This is a genomic window from Blastococcus aurantiacus (assembly GCF_900102425.1).
Lineage (GTDB): Bacteria > Actinomycetota > Actinomycetes > Mycobacteriales > Geodermatophilaceae > Blastococcus > Blastococcus aurantiacus.
In genome coordinates, this window is sequence record NZ_FNBT01000003.1 from 58,014 (window position 1) to 75,030 (window position 17,017).

Annotated in this window: 15 protein-coding genes; 7 read left to right on the forward strand and 8 right to left on the reverse strand. The window is 75.1% G+C overall.

Annotated features, from left to right (window positions below):
• Positions 1-81: 81 nt before the first annotated feature.
• The 3 genes from BLS70_RS06910 to BLS70_RS06920 all read right to left on the reverse strand — a co-directional run bounded on the left by BLS70_RS06910 (position 82) and on the right by BLS70_RS06920 (position 4,203).
• Positions 82-2,442 (reverse strand): [protein-PII] uridylyltransferase, encoded by a 2,361-nt coding sequence (locus BLS70_RS06910; RefSeq protein WP_091765006.1) that lies wholly within the window; start codon positions 2,440-2,442, stop codon positions 82-84.
• 91 nt (positions 2,443-2,533) lie between these two features.
• Complete coding sequence (locus tag BLS70_RS06915) at positions 2,534-2,872, reverse strand: P-II family nitrogen regulator (RefSeq protein WP_091765008.1); 339 nt, start codon at positions 2,870-2,872, stop codon at positions 2,534-2,536.
• Positions 2,869-4,203, reverse strand: a complete 1,335-nt coding sequence (locus tag BLS70_RS06920; RefSeq protein WP_091765012.1) for an ammonium transporter — start codon at positions 4,201-4,203, stop codon at positions 2,869-2,871. Before BLS70_RS06920 ends, BLS70_RS06915 begins: the two co-directional genes overlap by 4 nt.
• 247 nt (positions 4,204-4,450) lie before the next feature.
• Between BLS70_RS06920 and BLS70_RS06925 the strand changes: the two genes are divergently transcribed.
• From BLS70_RS06925 to BLS70_RS06940, 4 genes are read left to right on the forward strand one after another with little or no spacing between them, the layout of a single operon-like run.
• Positions 4,451-5,146 (forward strand): energy-coupling factor ABC transporter permease, encoded by a 696-nt coding sequence (locus BLS70_RS06925; protein WP_091765017.1) that lies wholly within the window; start codon positions 4,451-4,453, stop codon positions 5,144-5,146.
• On the forward strand, positions 5,143-5,526 hold the full coding sequence (locus tag BLS70_RS06930; protein ID WP_091765020.1) for a PDGLE domain-containing protein: 384 nt from the start codon (positions 5,143-5,145) through the stop codon (positions 5,524-5,526). The genes BLS70_RS06925 and BLS70_RS06930 overlap by 4 nt, the downstream gene beginning before the upstream one ends.
• Position 5,527: 1 nt before the next feature.
• On the forward strand, positions 5,528-6,310 hold the full coding sequence (gene cbiQ, locus BLS70_RS06935; RefSeq protein ID WP_091765023.1) for a cobalt ECF transporter T component CbiQ: 783 nt from the start codon (positions 5,528-5,530) through the stop codon (positions 6,308-6,310).
• A complete protein-coding gene (locus BLS70_RS06940) occupies positions 6,307-7,050 on the forward strand; it encodes an energy-coupling factor ABC transporter ATP-binding protein (protein WP_091765027.1) in 744 nt (247 codons plus the stop codon). The genes cbiQ and BLS70_RS06940 overlap by 4 nt, the downstream gene beginning before the upstream one ends.
• Positions 7,051-7,142: 92 nt before the next feature.
• Here BLS70_RS06940 and ftsY read toward each other — a convergent pair whose 3' ends face one another.
• Positions 7,143-8,333, reverse strand: coding sequence for a signal recognition particle-docking protein FtsY (gene ftsY, locus BLS70_RS06945; protein WP_091765032.1), 1,191 nt, complete (start codon positions 8,331-8,333; stop codon positions 7,143-7,145).
• 86 nt (positions 8,334-8,419) lie between these two features.
• Here ftsY and BLS70_RS06950 point away from each other — a divergent pair, with 86 nt between their 5' ends.
• From BLS70_RS06950 to BLS70_RS06960, 3 genes are read left to right on the forward strand one after another with little or no spacing between them, the layout of a single operon-like run.
• Complete coding sequence (locus tag BLS70_RS06950; protein WP_091765036.1) at positions 8,420-10,093, forward strand: alkaline phosphatase D family protein; 1,674 nt, start codon at positions 8,420-8,422, stop codon at positions 10,091-10,093.
• Positions 10,094-10,105: 12 nt separating this feature from the next.
• Complete coding sequence (locus BLS70_RS06955; RefSeq protein ID WP_091765041.1) at positions 10,106-10,921, forward strand: endonuclease/exonuclease/phosphatase family protein; 816 nt, start codon at positions 10,106-10,108, stop codon at positions 10,919-10,921.
• Entirely contained in the window at positions 10,921-11,427 is a 507-nt protein-coding gene (locus BLS70_RS06960) for an RES family NAD+ phosphorylase (protein ID WP_091765045.1), read from the forward strand. Before BLS70_RS06955 ends, BLS70_RS06960 begins: the two co-directional genes overlap by 1 nt.
• A 29-nt stretch (positions 11,428-11,456) precedes the next feature.
• On the opposite strand, the gene BLS70_RS06965 is transcribed toward BLS70_RS06960, so the two are convergent.
• The 4 genes from BLS70_RS06965 to mutM all read right to left on the reverse strand — a co-directional run bounded on the left by BLS70_RS06965 (position 11,457) and on the right by mutM (position 17,016).
• Positions 11,457-12,092, reverse strand: coding sequence for a ribonuclease FAU-1 family protein (locus tag BLS70_RS06965; protein ID WP_091765049.1), 636 nt, complete (start codon positions 12,090-12,092; stop codon positions 11,457-11,459).
• A 29-nt stretch (positions 12,093-12,121) separates the two neighbouring features.
• The gene (gene smc, locus BLS70_RS06970; protein WP_091765052.1) at positions 12,122-15,688 is read right to left on the reverse strand and encodes a chromosome segregation protein SMC; all 3,567 of its coding nucleotides are present in this window, start codon (positions 15,686-15,688) and stop codon (positions 12,122-12,124) included.
• A gap of 71 nt (positions 15,689-15,759) precedes the next feature.
• Positions 15,760-15,948 carry a hypothetical protein gene (locus tag BLS70_RS06975; RefSeq protein ID WP_091765055.1) on the reverse strand — a complete coding sequence of 63 codons (189 nt, stop codon included), beginning with the start codon at positions 15,946-15,948 and terminating at the stop codon, positions 15,760-15,762.
• Between the two features lie 174 nt (positions 15,949-16,122).
• Positions 16,123-17,016, reverse strand: a complete 894-nt coding sequence (mutM, locus tag BLS70_RS06980) for a bifunctional DNA-formamidopyrimidine glycosylase/DNA-(apurinic or apyrimidinic site) lyase (RefSeq protein ID WP_091765057.1) — start codon at positions 17,014-17,016, stop codon at positions 16,123-16,125.
• Between the last annotated feature and the right edge of the window lies 1 nt (position 17,017).

Consider the following 17,017-nt stretch of genomic DNA (forward strand, 5'->3'; position numbering starts at 1 on the left):
CTCGACCCCGACGGTCGCACGGGCCACCGACAGTTCCCAGGACGGCGGGGCGGCGTGTCGCCCACCCCGCGGCCGGAGGACCTAGGCCCGCGGCGTCTCCACTGCCGGCCGCATCGCCGTCACGAGGGCCGCGTCCACCCGCTGCCGCTGCTCCGGGTCGACGGCGTCGCCGGAGGGGTTGCACACGTAGAAGCAGTCCACCGCGTCGGCGCCCAGGGTCTCGATGCGCGCCGAGGTGACGTCGAGTCCCTCCCCCGCGATCGCCGCCGTCAGCCGGTACAGCAGCCCGGCGCGGTCCCCGGCGCGCACCTCGACGATGCCGGTGGCCGCACCGCTGACCTCGCTGTTGTGCCAGGAGATCCGCGGCGGCGCGGACCGCACGCCGTCCTCGCGGTAGTCGGCCTCCCGCTGCCGGAGGCGCTCGGCCAGCGGCAGGCTCCCCTCCAGTGCGGCGCGCACGCCATCGGCCAGGATCTCCGGAACCGGGGCCCGCCCGAACCGCGGGCGCACCGCGAACACGCTGGTGGCGTACCCGTCGGTGACGGTGATCTTCGCGGCCCGGACGTCGAGCTGGTTGAGCGCGAGCACGCCGGCACAGGTGCTGAGCAGGCCCGGCCGGTCAGGCGCCCCGATGGTCACCTGCTGGCCGTCGGCGACGTCCTCGATGCCGACGGTCACCAGCCCGGTCCACCCCGGGACGTCGGGGATGGTGGCGGTCACCGTCGGCGTGACCGGGTTCAGCACCGGGCTGGCCTGGTCAGCGGGCCCGCCGACCAGCTTCGCCTGCACCCGGGCCACCAGCGCGGCGACGAGGTGGGCCTTCCACGGCGACCAGGCCGAGGCGCTGGTGGCGGCGCCGTCGGCCTGCGCCAGCGCGTGCAGCAGCTGCAGGACGGCGGCGTCGGCGCCGATCGTGGCCGCCACCCGGTCGATGGTCGCGGGGTCGTCGATGTCGCGGCGGGTCGCGGTCGCCGGGAGCAGGAGGTGGTGGCGCACGAGCGTGCCGACCACCGCGACGTCGGCCTCGGTGAAGCCCATGCGGGCGGCGATGGCGGCCGCGATCGGCTCCCCCACCTCGCTGTGGTCGCCCGGCCAGCCCTTGCCGATGTCGTGCAGCAGCGCGGCCACCAGCAGCAGGTCGGGGCGGTCGACGTCCCGGGTGAGCTCGGCCGCGGCGGCCGCGGCCTCGACGAGGTGGCGGTCGACGGTGAACCGGTGCCACGGGTGGCGCTGCGGCAGCGACCGGACGCGGTCCCACTCCGGGATCAGGCGGGACAGCAGGCCCTCCTGGTCCAGCTGCTCGAGCACCGGGACGGCGGAGCGTCCGCTGGCCAGCAGGCGCAGGAACGACCAGCGCACCTCCGCCGGCCACGGCTCGGGGAGCTGCTGGCTGTGGACCGCCAGGACCTTGAGCGTGTAGGGCGACAGCAGGAGGTCCACCCGGGCGGCGGCGGCAGCGGCTCGCAGGAGCAGGCCCGGATCGGCGCCCGGGCGGGCGTCGCGGGCGAGCACGACCTCGTCGCCGTGGCGCACGACCCCGTCGGCCAGCGGCTCGCGGCGCACCCGCCGGTACCGGCTCCGGGGGCGTCGCACGAGCGCGGCCTCCACCCGCCGCCAGGTCTCGTCGGCCACGAAGGCCAACCGCCGGCCGGCCAGGCTCACCTCGCGCAGCAGGGCGTCCTCGCCCGGCAGGCCGAGCGCGACGGCGACTGGCCGCTGCTCCTGGCGGACCAGGACGTCGGTCGGCCGGCCGCTGCGCCGGCGGAGCTCGTCGCGCACGTCGAGCAGGAAGGAGTAGGCGGCCTCGACCTCGGCCGTGGGCTCGTCGGCCAGTTGCGCAGCGGCCACGGCGCGCAGCACCTGGCCCTCGCGCAGCCCGCCGAAGGCCTCCTTGAGATCGGGCTCCAGCAGGAAGGCCAGCTCCCCGACCTGGCGGGCTCGGGCCCGCCGGAGGTCGCGCAGCGCGGGCAGCAGACGCGAACCGGCCTGCCGCCAGCTGCTCAGCGTCGCGGTGCGCAGCCGGCCGGCCAGCTCGGGGTCGCCGGCCACCAGGCGGGCGTCGAGCAGCCCGAGCCCGGCCTTGACGTCGCTGGAGGCCACCGCGACCGCCTCGTCCACCGAGCGCACCGAGTGGTCCAGCCGGAGACCGGCGTCCCAGACGGGGTACCAGAGCGCGTCGGCGATCGCGGCGATCTCCGGGCGGCCGTCGTGGACGAGCACGAGGTCGAGGTCGCCGTAGGGCGGCAGCTCGCGGCGGCCCAGGCTGCCGACGGCCATCAGCGCCAGGCCCTCGGTGCCCGTGCGGGGCGGGGAGCCGCCGCGGCGCGGCAGCGGTGGCGGGGTGCCCGCGACGGCGTCGTCCAGCAGGCCCGCGAGCCAGGTGTCGACGGCCTGCACGCGCTCGGCGCGGCCCAGCCCCGGCAGCGCCTCGGTGTCCAGCACGCGTCCCCCTCCGGTCGAGCAGCAGCGGAAAGTGCGGCGGCCGGGGTGATGGACGGTCCCACCACCCCGGCCGCCGGGTGTGCTCAGCGCGTCAGAGCGCGTCGTCCCCGCGCTCGCCGGTGCGGACGCGCACGATCTCGTCGATCGTGGTCACCCACACCTTGCCGTCCCCGATCTGGCCGGTCGAGGCGGCCTCGACCACGGCGTCCACCACGCGGGCGGCGTCGACCTCACCGACGACGACCTCGATGCGGACCTTGGGGACGAAGTCCACCTGGTACTCCGCGCCGCGGTAGACCTCGGTGTGGCCGCGCTGGCGGCCGAAGCCCTGGACCTCGCTGACGGTGAGCCCGGCGACGCCGATCAGCTCCAGGGCGTTCTTGACGTCGTCGAGCTTGAAGGGCTTGACGATGGCGGTGACGAGCTTCATGCCAGGGTCCTCTCGGTGTTGCGGGCCTCGGCGCGCGCCTGGCCGGCCAATGGGGCGGTGGAGCCGCTGCTGCCGAGCGAGGCGAAGTCATACCCCGACTCCGCGTGCACGACGTTGTCGATGCCGGTGATCTCCTCATCCTCGCTGATCCGGAAGCCGATCGTCTTCTGGATCACCCAGCCGATGATCACGGTGACGACGAAGGAGAAGGCGAGCACCGCGAGGGCGCCGAGGACCTGCCTCCAGAGCTGGTCCAGGCCGCCGCCGTAGAAGAGGCCGTCGACGCCGGAGGGGGCGTCCGCGGAGCCCAGGAAGCCGATGGCGATGGTGCCCCACAGGCCACCGACGAGGTGGACGCCGACGACGTCGAGCGAGTCGTCGTAGCCCAGCTTGTACTTCAGGCCCACGGCCAGGGCGCAGAGCGCACCCGCGATGACCCCGATGAGGATCGCGCCGATCGGCGAGACCGCGTTGCAGGCCGGGGTGATCGCGACCAGGCCGGCCACCACACCGGAGGCGGCACCGAGCGACGTCGAGTGCCCGTCGCGCAACTTCTCCACCAGGAGCCAGCCCAGGATGGCGGCGGCGGTGGCGACCAGCGTGTTGACCCAGGCCACGGACGCCGTGTTGTTCGCCGCGAGCGCGGATCCGGCGTTGAAGCCGAACCAGCCGAACCACAGCAGCCCGGCGCCGATCATGACGAGGGGCAGGTTGTGCGGGCGCATCGCCTCGCGGCCGAAGCCGCGCCGCTTGCCCAGCACCAGCGCGAGCGCGAGGCCCGCGGCACCGGCGTTGATGTGGACCGCGGTGCCACCGGCGAAGTCGAGGGCCGCGAGGTCGTTGGCGATCCAGCCACCGACGACGTCGTCGCCGTCGAACGCGAACACCCAGTGCGCGACCGGGAAGTAGACGACGGTCGCCCAGATGCCGGCGAAGACCATCCAGGAGCCGAACTTCGCGCGGTCGGCGATGGCACCGGAGATCAGGGCCACGGTGATGATGGCGAAGACGGCCTGGAAGCCGACGAACGCCATGGTGGGCAGGCCGCCCTCCTCGCTCGTCGTGTCCTCCATGAGGCCCTTGAGACCGAAGTACTCGCCCGGATCGCCCAGGATGCCGGCGCCGCCGACGCTGTCGCCGAAGGCGATCGAGTAGCCGTAGAGCACCCAGAGCACGCTGATCAGCGCCAGCGCCCCGAAGCTCATCATCATCATGTTCAGCACGCTCTTCGCGCGGACCATGCCGCCGTAGAAGAGCGCGAGGCCTGGGGTCATCAGCAGCACGAGCGCCGCGCTGGTGAGGATCCAGGCGGTGTCGCCGGTGTTGACCACGGCAACCTCCTGAGGGGGTCGTCGGCCGGACGGCCGGTCGGTGGCGCCGGTCCCTGCGAGGTGAGGGCGACGTGGCGTTCACCGTGCCGCGCGCATGTTTCTGCTGGCAGCGCGCCGGTGTTTCGCCGCGGTGAACTCCGCACCGCGTGTCGGCACCCCAGGTTGCGACCGTGTTGCGCGGCCCCGTGCGGGCGGCTCCGCCACCGTCGCGTGGCTAATTGCAAACGACAGGCAATAAGGTCGGGGCGTGCACGTACCCGACGGATTCCTCGACGCCCCGACGTCCGCCGCCACCGGAGTGCTGGCCGCGGGGACCGTGGCCCTGGCCCTGCGGAAGGCACGCGAGGAGCTGGACGAGCGCACGGCCCCGCTGGCCGGCCTGACCGCGGCCTTCGTGTTCGCGGTGCAGATGATGAACTTCCCGGTCGGCGCCGGGACCAGCGGCCACCTGATGGGTGGCGCACTGACCGCCGTCCTCGTCGGGCCCTGGACGGCGGTGCTCTGCATGACCGTCGTGCTCCTGGTGCAGGCGGTGCTCTTCGCCGACGGCGGGCTGACCGCGCTGGGCACCAACGTGACCCTCATGGGGCTGGTGGCCGTCGGCGTGGGCTACGGCCTGTTCCGCCTCCTGGTGGCCGTGCTGCCGAGGAACCGGACCGGCTTCCTCACCGCGGCCGGGGTGGGTGCCTTCGCCTCCGTGCCCGTTGCCGCACTCACCTTCGTGCTGCTCTTCGCGGCCGGCGGCGTCGCCGACATCCCGGTCGGCACGGTCGCCGCGACGATGGGCGGCATCCACGTGCTCATCGGCCTCGGGGAGGCGGCGATCACCGTCGTGGTGCTCGGGGCCGTGCTCGCCGCCCGGCCCGACCTCGTCCACGGGGCCGCCCACCTGCGGAGCGCCGACGCGCTGCTCCGCCGTCCCGAGGCCGTGCTGCCGCGATGACCGACGCCCCCGTGAACCGCCGCGGCCGGACCACCGGCTTCCTCCTCGTCGGTCTGCTCGTCGCCCTGCTCGTCGCGGGCGTCGGCAGCTACTACGCCAGCAGCTCCCCCGACGGCCTGGAGTGGTCGGCCGAGGAGGAGGGCTTCCTCGACACCGCGGAGGACAGCGCGGCCGCCGACTCGCCGCTGGCCGACTACGCGGTCTCCGGCGTGGACGACGGCCGGCTCTCCGGGGGCCTCGCCGGGGTCATCGGGGTCGTCGTGACGCTGGTCCTCGCCGGCGGCATCACCCTGCTCGTCCGCCGCCGCTCCGGCAGCCCGGCCGACGACACCGCGGACGAGCGCGCCGACGCGGGGACCCCGCCCAGCCCGAGGTCCTGACGTGGGCGCCCGCCACGGCGGCGCGCTGAGCGCCCGGTACGTGGCGGGCACCAGCCCCGTGCACCGGCTGCCCCCGCACGTGAAGCTCGTCGCGGTCCTCGCGTACGCGCTGGTCGTCGTCGCCACCCCGGTGCACGCCGGCTGGGCCCCGTGGGCGTACGCCGGCTACCTGGTGGCGGTGCTCGCCGTCGCCGCGGTCGCGGGTGTGCGGCCGGGCCGGCTGGCCCGCAGCCTCGTCGTCGAGACGCCGTTCGTGGTCTTCGCCCTGTTGCTCCCCTTCGTCACGCGCGGGCCGCGGGTCGAGGTCGCCGGGCTGTCGCTCTCGGAGAGCGGTCTGCAGACCGGCGGCGCCCTGCTGGCCAAGGCGACGCTGTCGGTGCTGGCCGCCACCGTGCTGGCCGCGACGACCGAGCCCCGGGCGCTGCTGCGCGGCCTCGAGCGCCTCCGGCTGCCCGCGGCACTGGTGCAGATCCTCGGGTTCATGATCCGGTACGTCGACGTCGTCGGCGGCGAGCTGCACCGCATGCGGGTGGCCCGCGAGTCCCGCGCCTTCGACGGCCGGCGCCGGGGAGCGCTGCGGGTGGTCGGAGCGGCGGCGGGCGCGCTGTTCATCCGCTCCTACGAACGCGGCGAGCGGGTGCACCTGGCGATGCTGTCCCGCGGCTACACCGGCCGGCTGCCCGGCGGGCCGGCCGTCGCCGTCCCTCCACGGGACTGGGCGACCGGGCTCACCCTGCCCCTCGCCGCGGCCGCGGTCCTCGCGACGGGGATGCTGCTGGGGTGAGCACCACCCCCTCCCTGCTGGTCGAGGACGTCGCCTTCGCCTACCCCGACGGCCACCAGGCGCTGTACGGCGTGGACCTGCGCATCGAGCCGGGCGAGCGGGTCGCCCTGCTGGGCCCCAACGGGGCGGGCAAGACGACGCTGGTGCTGCACCTCAACGGGATCCTGCGGCCCGGGCGCGGGACGATCAGCGTGGCCGGGCTGCCCGTCACGAAGACCAACCTGCGGGAGGTCCGCCGCCGCGTCGGCATCGTCTTCCAGGACCCGGACGACCAGCTGTTCATGCCGACCGTCGGCGAGGACGTCGCGTTCGGTCCCCGCAACCTCGGGCTGCCGGAGCCCGAGGTCGCGGCTCGGGTGGCCGCCGCCCTGGAGCAGGTCGGCATGGAGGGGTACGCCGACCGCCCGCCGCACCACCTCTCGTTCGGGCAGCGGCGGCGGGTCGCCGTCGCGACGGTGCTGTCGATGCACCCCGAGATCCTGGTGCTGGACGAGCCGTCGTCCAACCTGGACCCGGCCGGCCGCCGGGAGCTCGCCGAGGTGCTCGACGCGCTACCGGTGACCCTGCTGATGGTCACCCACGACCTGCCCTACGCGATGCAGCTGTGCGCACGGTCGGTGGTGCTCGACCGCGGCGTCGTCGTCGCCGACGGCGGGACCCGGGGGCTCCTGGCCGATCCCGCGCTGCTGGCGCGGCACCGGCTGGAGCTGCCCTACGGGTTCGGCCCCACCCGGGCCTGACCCGCCGGCGTCAGCCGACGACGGCACTGGTCGGCTTCCGCCCCCGGTCCGCTCCTCGCTCGCTGGCGCTCGCTGCGATGCTCCCGCCGGCGTCAGCCGACGATCGCCTCCGCGAAGGCCTTCGGCTCGAACGGGGCCAGGTCGTCGGCCCCCTCCCCCAGCCCGACCAGCTTCACCGGGATGCCCAGCTCCTGCTGCACCCGGACGACGATGCCGCCCTTGGCGGTGCCGTCGAGCTTGGTGAGCACCACGCCGGTCACCTCGACGGCCTCGGTGAAGACCCGGGCCTGGACGACGCCGTTCTGCCCGGTCGTGGCGTCGAGGACGAGCAGCACCTCGGTGACCGGCGCCTGCTTCTCGACGACCCGCTTCACCTTGCCGAGCTCGTCCATCAGCCCCGACTTGGTGTGCAACCGCCCGGCGGTGTCGACGACGACGGTGTCGACCTCGGCCTCGACGCCGGTGCGCACGGCCTCGAAGGCGACCGACGCCGGGTCGCCGCCCTCCCTGCCGCGGACGGTGAGCACGCCGACGCGCTCGCCCCACGTCTCGAGCTGGTCGGCGGCGGCGGCGCGGAAGGTGTCGGCGGCGCCGAGGATCACGCTCTTCCCGTCGCCGACGAGGGCCCGCGCGATCTTGCCGACCGTCGTCGTCTTGCCGGCCCCGTTGACCCCCACCACGAGGACGACGCCCGGGCGGCCGTCGCGCCGCTCGGTGCCCAGGGTGCGGTCGAGGTCCGGGCCGAGGACGCCGGTGAGCTCGGAGACGAGGAGGTCGCGCAGCTCGGTGCCCGACGCGGTGGCCAGGACCATCGACTGGGTGCGCAGCCGCTCGACGATCCGGGTGGTGGCGCCGATCCCGATGTCGGCGGCCAGGAGGGTCTCCTCGATCTCCTCCCAGTCGTCCTCGGTCAGCTTCTCCCTGGCCAGCACGGTGAGCAGGCCGCGCCCCAGGGAGGACTGCGAGCGCGCCAGCCGGGAGCGCAGCCGCACGAGGCGGCCGGCCGAGGGCGGCGGGGTGTCGAAGACCAGCCCGGGCTCGGGCTCGGCCGGGGGCAGCTCGACGGTCTCCGGCGGCAGGCCGAGACCGGACGCGGTCGACCCGTGCGGCGTCGGCGGGGACTCCGGGGCCTGGGGCGCGGGCGGCCGCGGGCGGGTGAGGGTCGTGCCGGCCACGGCGTCGTCGTCCAGGCGGGTGGTGCGCCGTCCGGCGCTGACGAGCAGACCGATCCCGGCGACGAGCCCGACCACGAGGATCGCGATCGCGATCAGCACGAATTCCATGTCCCCGAGTCTCCCAGCCCGGGCCGGTACCGCAGCGGCGGCTCCCGGGGGGCGCGGCTCACAGGTCCGTAGGTCAGGCTTGGTCCATGGCACCGACCGCGGCGAACCCGCCCGCACTCCTCCTCGGCCCCCTGCTGCGGCACGTCGACCCCGTGTCGGCAACGGTGTGGGTGGAGACCGACCGGCCGTGCGTGGTCGACGTGCTGGGCCGCACGGCGCGCACCTTCTGCGTCGCCGGGCACCACTACGCGCTCGTCGTGGTGGAGGACCTCGAGCCCGGCAGCACCACGCCGTACGAAGTGCGGCTCGACGACGTCCGGGTCTGGCCCCCGGCGGACTCGGAGTTCCCGCCGAGCCGGATCCGCACCGCGGGAGGTCCCGGGCCCTTCCGGCTGGCGTTCGGCTCCTGCCGCTACGCCAGCCCGCGCACCGTGGAGGAGAGCGAGGGCATCCCGCCCGACGCGCTCGACCTCTACGCCCAGCAGATCGCCGCCCAGCCGGAGGACCGCTGGCCCGACGCGCTGGTGCTCCTCGGTGACCAGGTCTACGCCGACGAGCTCACGAAGCAGACGAAGTCGCTGCTGCACCGGAGGCGCGACCGGCACGCCGGGCAGGTGGCGCCCGAGGACGAGGTCGCGGACTTCGAGGAGTACACGCGCCTCTACTACGAGTCCTGGCAGGACCCCCAGGTGCGCTGGCTGCTCTCCACGATCCCGTCCTCGATGATCTTCGACGACCACGAGATGATCGACGACTGGAACACCTCGGCGGCCTGGCGCGCGACCGCGTCCCGGGAACCCTGGTGGACCGGACGGATCACCGGCGGGCTGGTCAGCTACTGGGTCTACCAGCACCTGGGCAACCTCAGCCCGCAGGAGCTGGACGCCAACGAGACCTGGCAGGCGATCCAGGACATGGCCGAGGACGACGAGGTGCGCGACGCCGAGCCGATGCTGCGCGGGATGGCCGAGCTGGCCGATGCCGAGCCGGCGACGATCCGCTGGAGCTTCGTCCGGCACTGGGGCGACGCGCGGCTGCTCATGATCGACAGCCGGGCCGGCCGGGTGCTCGAGGAGCAGCACCGCCGGATGCTCGACGAGGAGGAGTTCGCCTGGGTCGAGGCCGCCATGCGGCGGGCCGTCGACGAGGGTGTCGAGCACCTGATCCTCGGCACCTCGCTGCCCTGGCTGCTGCCGCACGCGATCCACAACCTGGAGCGGTGGAACGAGACGCTCAACGTCCGGCACCACAACCGCTGGCGCGGCCGGATCGCCGAGAAGGTCCGCCAGGGAGCGGACCTGGAGCACTGGGCCGCCTTCGGGCACTCCTTCGAACGCCTGGGCGCGGCGCTGACCTCGGTCGCCCGCGGCGACCACGGCCGGGCCCCGGCCACCGCGCTGGTCCTCTCCGGCGACGTCCACCACGCCTACGCCGCCGAGCTCGTCGAGCCCGGTGACCTCGAGGCGCGGGTGCACCAGCTCACCGTCTCCCCGCTCCACAACCAGGCGCCGCACCCCATCCGCGTCGGCTTCAAGATCGGCTGGAGCCGGACGGCGCGGCGCTGGACCGAGCGCCTGGCGCGCTTCGCCAAGGCCGAGCCCACCGACCTCCGGTGGGACAAGCAGGCCGGTCCGTTCTTCGGCAACCAGATCGGCGAACTGGTGCTGGAGGGCCGGGGAGCGCGCTTCCTGCTGTCGGTGTCGGAGATCGGCGACACCTCCCTGCGGCAGGTGCTCGACACCCCGTTGTCCGACGCCTGAGAGGCTGGGGCGGTGACCGACCCCTTCGGCATCCGCCCCGCCCCCGGGCCCGACCAGCCGCCCATCCCGGTCCGGCTGGTCACCTTCAACACCCACCACGGGGTCGGTGAGGACGACCGGCACGACCTCCCGCGGCTGGCCAAGGTGCTGGCCGCGGCCGACGCCGACGTCATCTGCCTGCAGGAGGTCGACCGCTGGTTCGGCGAGCGCAGCGAGGACGTCGACCAGGCGCTGCTGCTCTCCCGCGCGCTGGACATGCAGCTGGCCTGGGGGCCGGCCATCGACGAGCCGCACCCCGGGGACCGGCCGCGACGCCAGTACGGCAACGCGCTGCTGTCGCGACTGCCCATCCTGATCAGCGACGTGCACCGGCTGCCCGGCACCGGTGAGCCCCGCAGCGCCCTGCGCACGATGCTCGAGCTCGACGGCGGCACGCTGTGGGTGACCGCGACCCACCTCACCACCCGGTCGGCCGCCGAACGGGCGGAGCAGGTGGCCGCCCTCGCCGCGCTGCACACCGAGCAGATGGCGTCCGGCGTCCTCGTGGGCGACTTCAACGCCCGGCCCGACGCCCCGGAGCTGCACCCGCTGCGCGAGCGGTTCACCGACGCCTGGGAGCTGGCCGAGGACCGCGGTGACCAGGCCGGCTGGCGTTTCTGGCAGCGCGACGAGGGGCACACGCACCCGGCGCACTCCCCGCACCGGCGCATCGACCAGGCGTGGGTCTCCGCCGGCGTCACCGTCGCCGAGGCGCGGGTCCTGGATGCCGAGGGCGCGTCGGACCACCTGCCCTTCCTGGTGGACCTGCGCATCCCCTCCGGCGTCTGATGCCCGCGGCCGCGGTCGTCGGCGGGGACGACCCCCTGGGCCGCACCGTCGGTCGCACCTTCTACCGCGCCGTGGACCCGGCCCACCGCGACGCCGCGCTGGCCGGCTCGCGGTCGGCCGGCCGCTATTCGCGACCGGACGTGCCCACGCTCTACCTCAGCGCGTCCCGCGCCGGCGTCGCCGCCGCGATGATTGCCCACACGGATGCCCGGAGCCCGACCCTGGACGTGCTGGGCGTCGAGGTGGAGGCCGACCGGATCGTCGACCTGCGCGCACACGAGGCACTGCGATCCATCGGCATCGACCCCGCGGACGCCGCTGTCGACTGGCAGGAGATCGTCGCGGCCGGCGGCTCGCCCCCGTCATGGCGCGTCCGCGAGGCCGTGGAGCGGCAGGGAGCGCACGGCCTGATCGACCCGTCACGCAAGCAACCGGACCTCTGGCACCTGGTGCTCTTCAGATGGAACCACCCGGGTGCGCCCGGCGTCCGCGTGATCCCGGGCTGAGCGACCCCTCCGGCGTGGAGTGCGGTCGACTACGCCGGCAGGTCGTCCCAGCCGGCCGGCAGCCGCGGCGTGGCCCAGGCGGGGTCCGGACGCCAGCTGTCCCAGTCCTCGCCGAACGGCGGCTCGTTCCCCTCCAGCCGACGGATGACGTCGGCCGCCTCTGCGCGCACGCGCTCCCCGGTCGCGGCGTCGAAGACCCCGCGATCCACGAGCTGGTCGAACTCGTCGGCGTCCTTCCACCACCAGACCCGGTCGGGCGTGGCGACGACGTCGAGCGCCAGGTCCATCGACTCGATCCCGATCGCCGTCCTGCGGAACGGGCGCTGGAGGTTGACGTACCACCCGTACCGCTCGCCGGTCGGCAGCCAGCTGGCCCACACGGCGTGCCAGTCACCGGGCCGGAGGATCCACAGGCACGAGACGTCCCACACTTGCTCCACGTGCACCCAGTCGCCGCGTTCGAGCAGGTCGATGATCCTCGCCGTCCGGTCACCCGGGTCCTCCCGGTGCGGCGGGGTCATGGGCACCTTCCGCACCGTGCCGGCGGGGAGCCAGAACAGCAGGCGGTCGGGGGTGTCCTCGACGACCACGAGCGGACGGGCCGCCCACACGCGGTCCAGCCAGACCTCGTGGTGCACGACGACGTCCCCGGGCGCCCATGTCATGGGCCCGATCGTGGCAGCACCGAGCCCGATCAGGCGGCCGGGAGCTCCCGGAGCCGCTGGCTGATGACGCCGGTGATGCCGTCGCCACGCATGCTCACGCCGTAGAGGGCGTCGGCGATCTCCATCGTCCGCTTCTGGTGGGTGATGACGATCAGCTGGGACGTCGAGCGCAGCTGCTCGACCAGCGTGAGCAGCCGGCCCAGGTTGACGTCGTCCAGCGCCGCCTCGACCTCGTCGAGGACGTAGAACGGCGAGGGCCGGGCCCGGAAGATCGCCACCAGCAGGGCGACCGCGGTCAGCGAGCGCTCGCCGCCCGAGAGCAACGAGAGGCGCTTGACCTTCTTGCCCGGCGGGCGGGCCTCGACCTCGATGCCGGTGGTGAGCATGCTGTCGGGCTCGGTGAGCACCAGCCGGCCCTGCCCGCCCGGGAAGAGCGTGGCGAAGACGGCCTCGAACTCCCGGGCGACGTCGGCGTAGGCGGCGGCGAAGACGTCGTGGATGCGGTCGTCGACCTCGCGGACGACGGTGAGCAGGTCACGCCGGGTGCTCTTGAGGTCCTCGAGCTGGGTGGCGAGGAACGTGTGCCGCTCCTCCAGCGCCGCGAACTCCTCCAGAGCGAGCGGGTTGACCTTGCCCAGGGTGGCCAGGTCGCGCTCGGCGCGGGCGGCCCGCCGCTCCTGGACGGCACGGTCGTAGGCGGTGGGCTCGGGCGCCTCGGTGCCCGCCGACTCCGCTGCCGCCACCTCCGCCGGGGACGGCGGCACGGGCGCGGCCGGCCCGTACTCGGCGACCAGGGTCGGCAGGTCGACGCCGTACTCCTCGGCGGCCCGGCCCTCCAGCGCCTCGATGCGCAGCCGCTGCTCCGCTCGGGCCACCTCGTCCCGGTGCACCTCGTCGGTGAGCCGGTCCAGCTCCGCGGTCGCCGCACGCACCCGCCCGCGGACCTCGAGCAGCTCGGCCTCGCCGGCCGCCCGCTCGGTGGCCAGCGCGTCCCGCTCGGTGGCCGCACGGGCGAGGGACGTGCCGAGGGCGGTCAGGGCCAGCTCGGCGTCGGCACGCACCCGCTCGGCGACGGCTGCTCCCCGCTGGCGGGCGGCCCGTGCCTGGGCCGCGCGCTCGCGGGCGGCCCGCTCCTGCCGGGCCTGGCGCCGCAGGGACTCGGCCCGCCCGTGCAGCGCCCGTGCGCGTTCCTCGGCCGTGCGCACCGCGAGCCGGGCCTCGGTCTCGCCCTGCCGCGCCGTCGCCACCTCGGCGCGCAACCGGTCGCGCTCCTCGGTGGGCGGCTCCTCCTCCACAGGCGCCGCCTCGGCCTCGGCGAGCCGGGTCTCCAGCCCGGCGAGGGCGAGCTGCGCGGCCTCGAGCGAGCCCTCGGCGCGGACGCGGGCGCTCTCGTGCCGCTCCGCCTCGGCGGCGGCCGAGCGCGCGGCGGCACCCAGCTCGGCCAGCTCGGCGGCCACCTTCGAGCGACCGCGGTCGGCGGCCTGCCGGGCGGCCTGGGCCTCGTCGACCTCGGCGGAGCGGGCACGGGCCGCGTCGCGCGCGGCCGCCAGCTCGTCGGCGAGGGACGCGGCGCGGGTGATCGCCGCCTCCAGCTCGCGCTCCGCCTCGTCGACGCGGGCCCGCACCTCCAGGTTCGACGGGGCGTCGCGCTGCCCGCCCAGGGCCCAGTCGGCGCCGAGCAGGTCGCCGTCGGCGGTGACGGCCCGGACCCGCGGGTGAGTGGCGACCAGCTCGACCGCCGAGGGGAGATCGGGGACGAGGGCGACCCGTTCCAGCGCCCGGGCCAGGGCGGGCCGCAGCTCCTCGGGTGCGGTGACCGCGTCCAGGGCCCACCGCGATCCCCCGGGCAGCTCGGGCCAGCCGTCCCGGGGCACCGGCGGCAGCCCGCCGGTGACCAGCAGCCCGGCGCGACCGCCATCGGTGGTCCGGAGCCGCTCCAGAGCGGCGGCGGCGTCGGCCACGCCCGCGACGACGACGGCCTCGGCCATCCCGCCCAGGGCCGCGGCCAGCGCCACCTCGTCGCCCGGGTGCACGGTGAGCCGCTCGGCCACCGGACCGAGGACCCCGGGCAGCCCGGCGCCCAGGACGGCGGCGGCGCCGTCGACCGGGGCGAGACCCAGGGCGAGCGCGTCGCGGCGGGCCTGCCAGGAGGCGCGGTCCCGCTCGGCGGCCCGCTCGGCCGCGGTCAGCTCGGTGACGGCCTTGGCGGCGGCGGCGTGCGCCGCGACGGCGTCCTGGTGTGCGGTGACCAGGGCGACGTCGGAGTCCTCCTGCTCGGCCACCGACGAGCGGCGGTCGGCCAGCAGGTCGGCAGCCCGCTCGGCGCGCTCGGCCGCCTCGGCCGCGGCCAGTGCCAGCCGCTCGATCTCGGCCTGGCCGGCGGTGACGCGGGAACGCGCCGCCGCCACCTCGCCGGAGAGCCGGGCCAGCCCTTCGCGGCGGTCGGCCAGGGCCCGGGCGGCGGCGACCCACGCGCGCTCCGCCTCGGTGAGAGCGGCCTCCAGCCGGCCGCGCTCGGCGACGACGCCGGCCAGGCGGGTCCGCTCCGCCTCGAGCCCGGCCGCGAGCTCGGTCTCGTTCGCCTCGACCCGGTCGGCCTCGGCGTCCAGCTGGTCGGGGTCGCGGCCGGCGGTCGTCTCCGGCGCGGCCGCCGACAGGTGCCGGGACCGCTCGGCGGCCAGCGAGGCCACGCCACGGAACCGCTCGGTGAGGGCCGACAGCCGGTACCAGGTGTCCGAGGCGGCGGCGAGCCGCGGCGCGCTCTCGGCCAGACCCGACTCGAGCTCGGCCTCGCGCCGCGAGACGACGGCCAAGGTCTGCTCGACCGCGGTGCGGCGCTCGCGGGCGGCGGTCTCGTCGGCGACGTCCTTGTCCAGGGCGTCGCGCAGCTGCACCAGGTCGTCGGCGAGCAGCCGGAGCCGGGCGTCGCGCAGGTCGGCCTGGACGCCCGCGGCGCGCCGGGCGACCTCGGCCTGCCGGCCCAGCGGCTTGAGCTGCCGGCGCAGCTCGGCGGTCAGGTCGGCCAGCCGGTCGAGGTTGGCCTGCATCCCGTCGAGCTTGCGGAGCGCCTTCTCCTTGCGCTTGCGGTGCTTGAGGACGCCGGCGGCCTCCTCGATGAAGGCGCGACGGTCCTCCGGGCGGCCGGAGAGGACTGCGTCGAGCTGGCCCTGGCCGACGATGACGTGCATCTCCCGGCCGATGCCGGAGTCGCTGAGCAGCTCCTGCACGTCCAGCAGGCGCACCTTGTCGCCGTTGATCTCGTACTCGCTCTCCCCGGAGCGGTACATGCGGCGGGTGATCGACACCTCGGTGTACGCGATGGGCAGCGCGCCGTCGGTGTTGTCGATGGTCAGCGTCACCTCGGCCCGGCCCAGCGCTGGTCGACCGGCCGTGCCGGCGAAGATGACGTCCTCCATCTTGCCGCCGCGCAGGCTCTTGGCGCCCTGCTCGCCGAGGACCCAGGCGATGGCGTCCACGACGTTGGACTTGCCCGACCCGTTGGGGCCGACGACGGCGGTGATCCCGGGCTCCAACCGGAGCGTCGTCGCGGACGCGAAGGACTTGAAGCCCTTGAGCGTCAGGCTGGAGAGGTGCACGGGACGAGGAGCTTAGTGGCGCCGGCCGCCCCGTAGGGGCCGCTCGGGGCCGGTGGTGCGGGTGGGACGGTTCAGGCGAGCGCCGGCTCGCCCGAGCCGGTGAGCGAGAGCAGCTCGTGCGCGATGGCGGCGTCGCGCTGGGCGCGCAGCTCCTCGAGCTCCTGCTCCAGACGCCGCACCCGGGTGCGCAGGACGGCGTTCTCCTCGACCAGCCGGAGCTGCGCGGGGGCGACGACGTGACCGAACAGGGCCTTGGCCATGGCAGGGACGGCCTTTCAGACAGCGGGAGGATGAGCCGGCGCCCCGGGACCCGGTCGGCGCGGCTGTGGTGGTACAAGCGTGACAGGCGCGCATCCGCAGGTCAACGGCGGCACCGCACCCTCACCGTGTCCGGGGGATGTCGGATTCGTCACGTCGCGGTGACACCTACCGGCTCAGGCCGGGCGTTTCCGGGCCGAGGACGCGCGCGGGCGGGGCTGGCAGGCCGGGCAGCTGTAGCTCGACCGGTTCATGAACGACTCCCGGCGGATCGGCGTCCCGCACCGGGGGCACGGCCGGTCCTGCTGCCCGTACACGGCCAGGAAGCGGGAGAAGTAGCCGCTCTGCCCGTTGACGTCGACGTACAGGGAGTCGAAGGACGTACCGCCCTGCGCCAGGGCCTCCCCGAGCACGTCGCGGATGCCCTCGAGCAGGTCGGCGACCTGCGCGCGGGCGAGCTTCTCCGTGGGCCGCGCCCCGTGCAGCCGCGCCCGCCACAGCGCCTCGTCGGCGTAGATGTTGCCGACGCCGCCGATCAGCGTCTGGTCGAGCAGCGCCCGCTTCACCTCGGTCCGGCGGCGCCGGAGGGCGGCGGAGAAGGCGTCCACGTCGAAGGCCTCGTCCAGCGGGTCGATGGCGATGTGCGCCAGACGCGGCGGCACGGAGTCGCCGTCACCGAGGTCCTCGACCGCCAGGCCGCCGAACGTGCGCTGATCGACGAAGCGCAGCTCGCGACCGCCGTCGGTGAAGGTGAACCGCGCCCGCAGGTGCGTCTCGTCGGGGGACGACGCCTTCTCGACCAGCAGCTGCCCGCTCATGCCCAGGTGCGCGACGAGCGCGCGGCCGGTGGACCTGCCGTCGGGCTCGGCGACGGGCAGCCAGAGGTACTTGCCGCGGCGGTGCGCGGCGACGAAGGTGCGGCCGGTCAGCGCCTGCACGAAGGAGTCGGCGCCCTCGAGGTGGCGCCGGATCGCCCGCGGGTGGTGCACCTCGACGGAGGCGACGGTGCGGCCGGTGACCCACTGGTCCAGACCGCGGCGCACCACCTCGACCTCGGGGAGCTCGGGCACG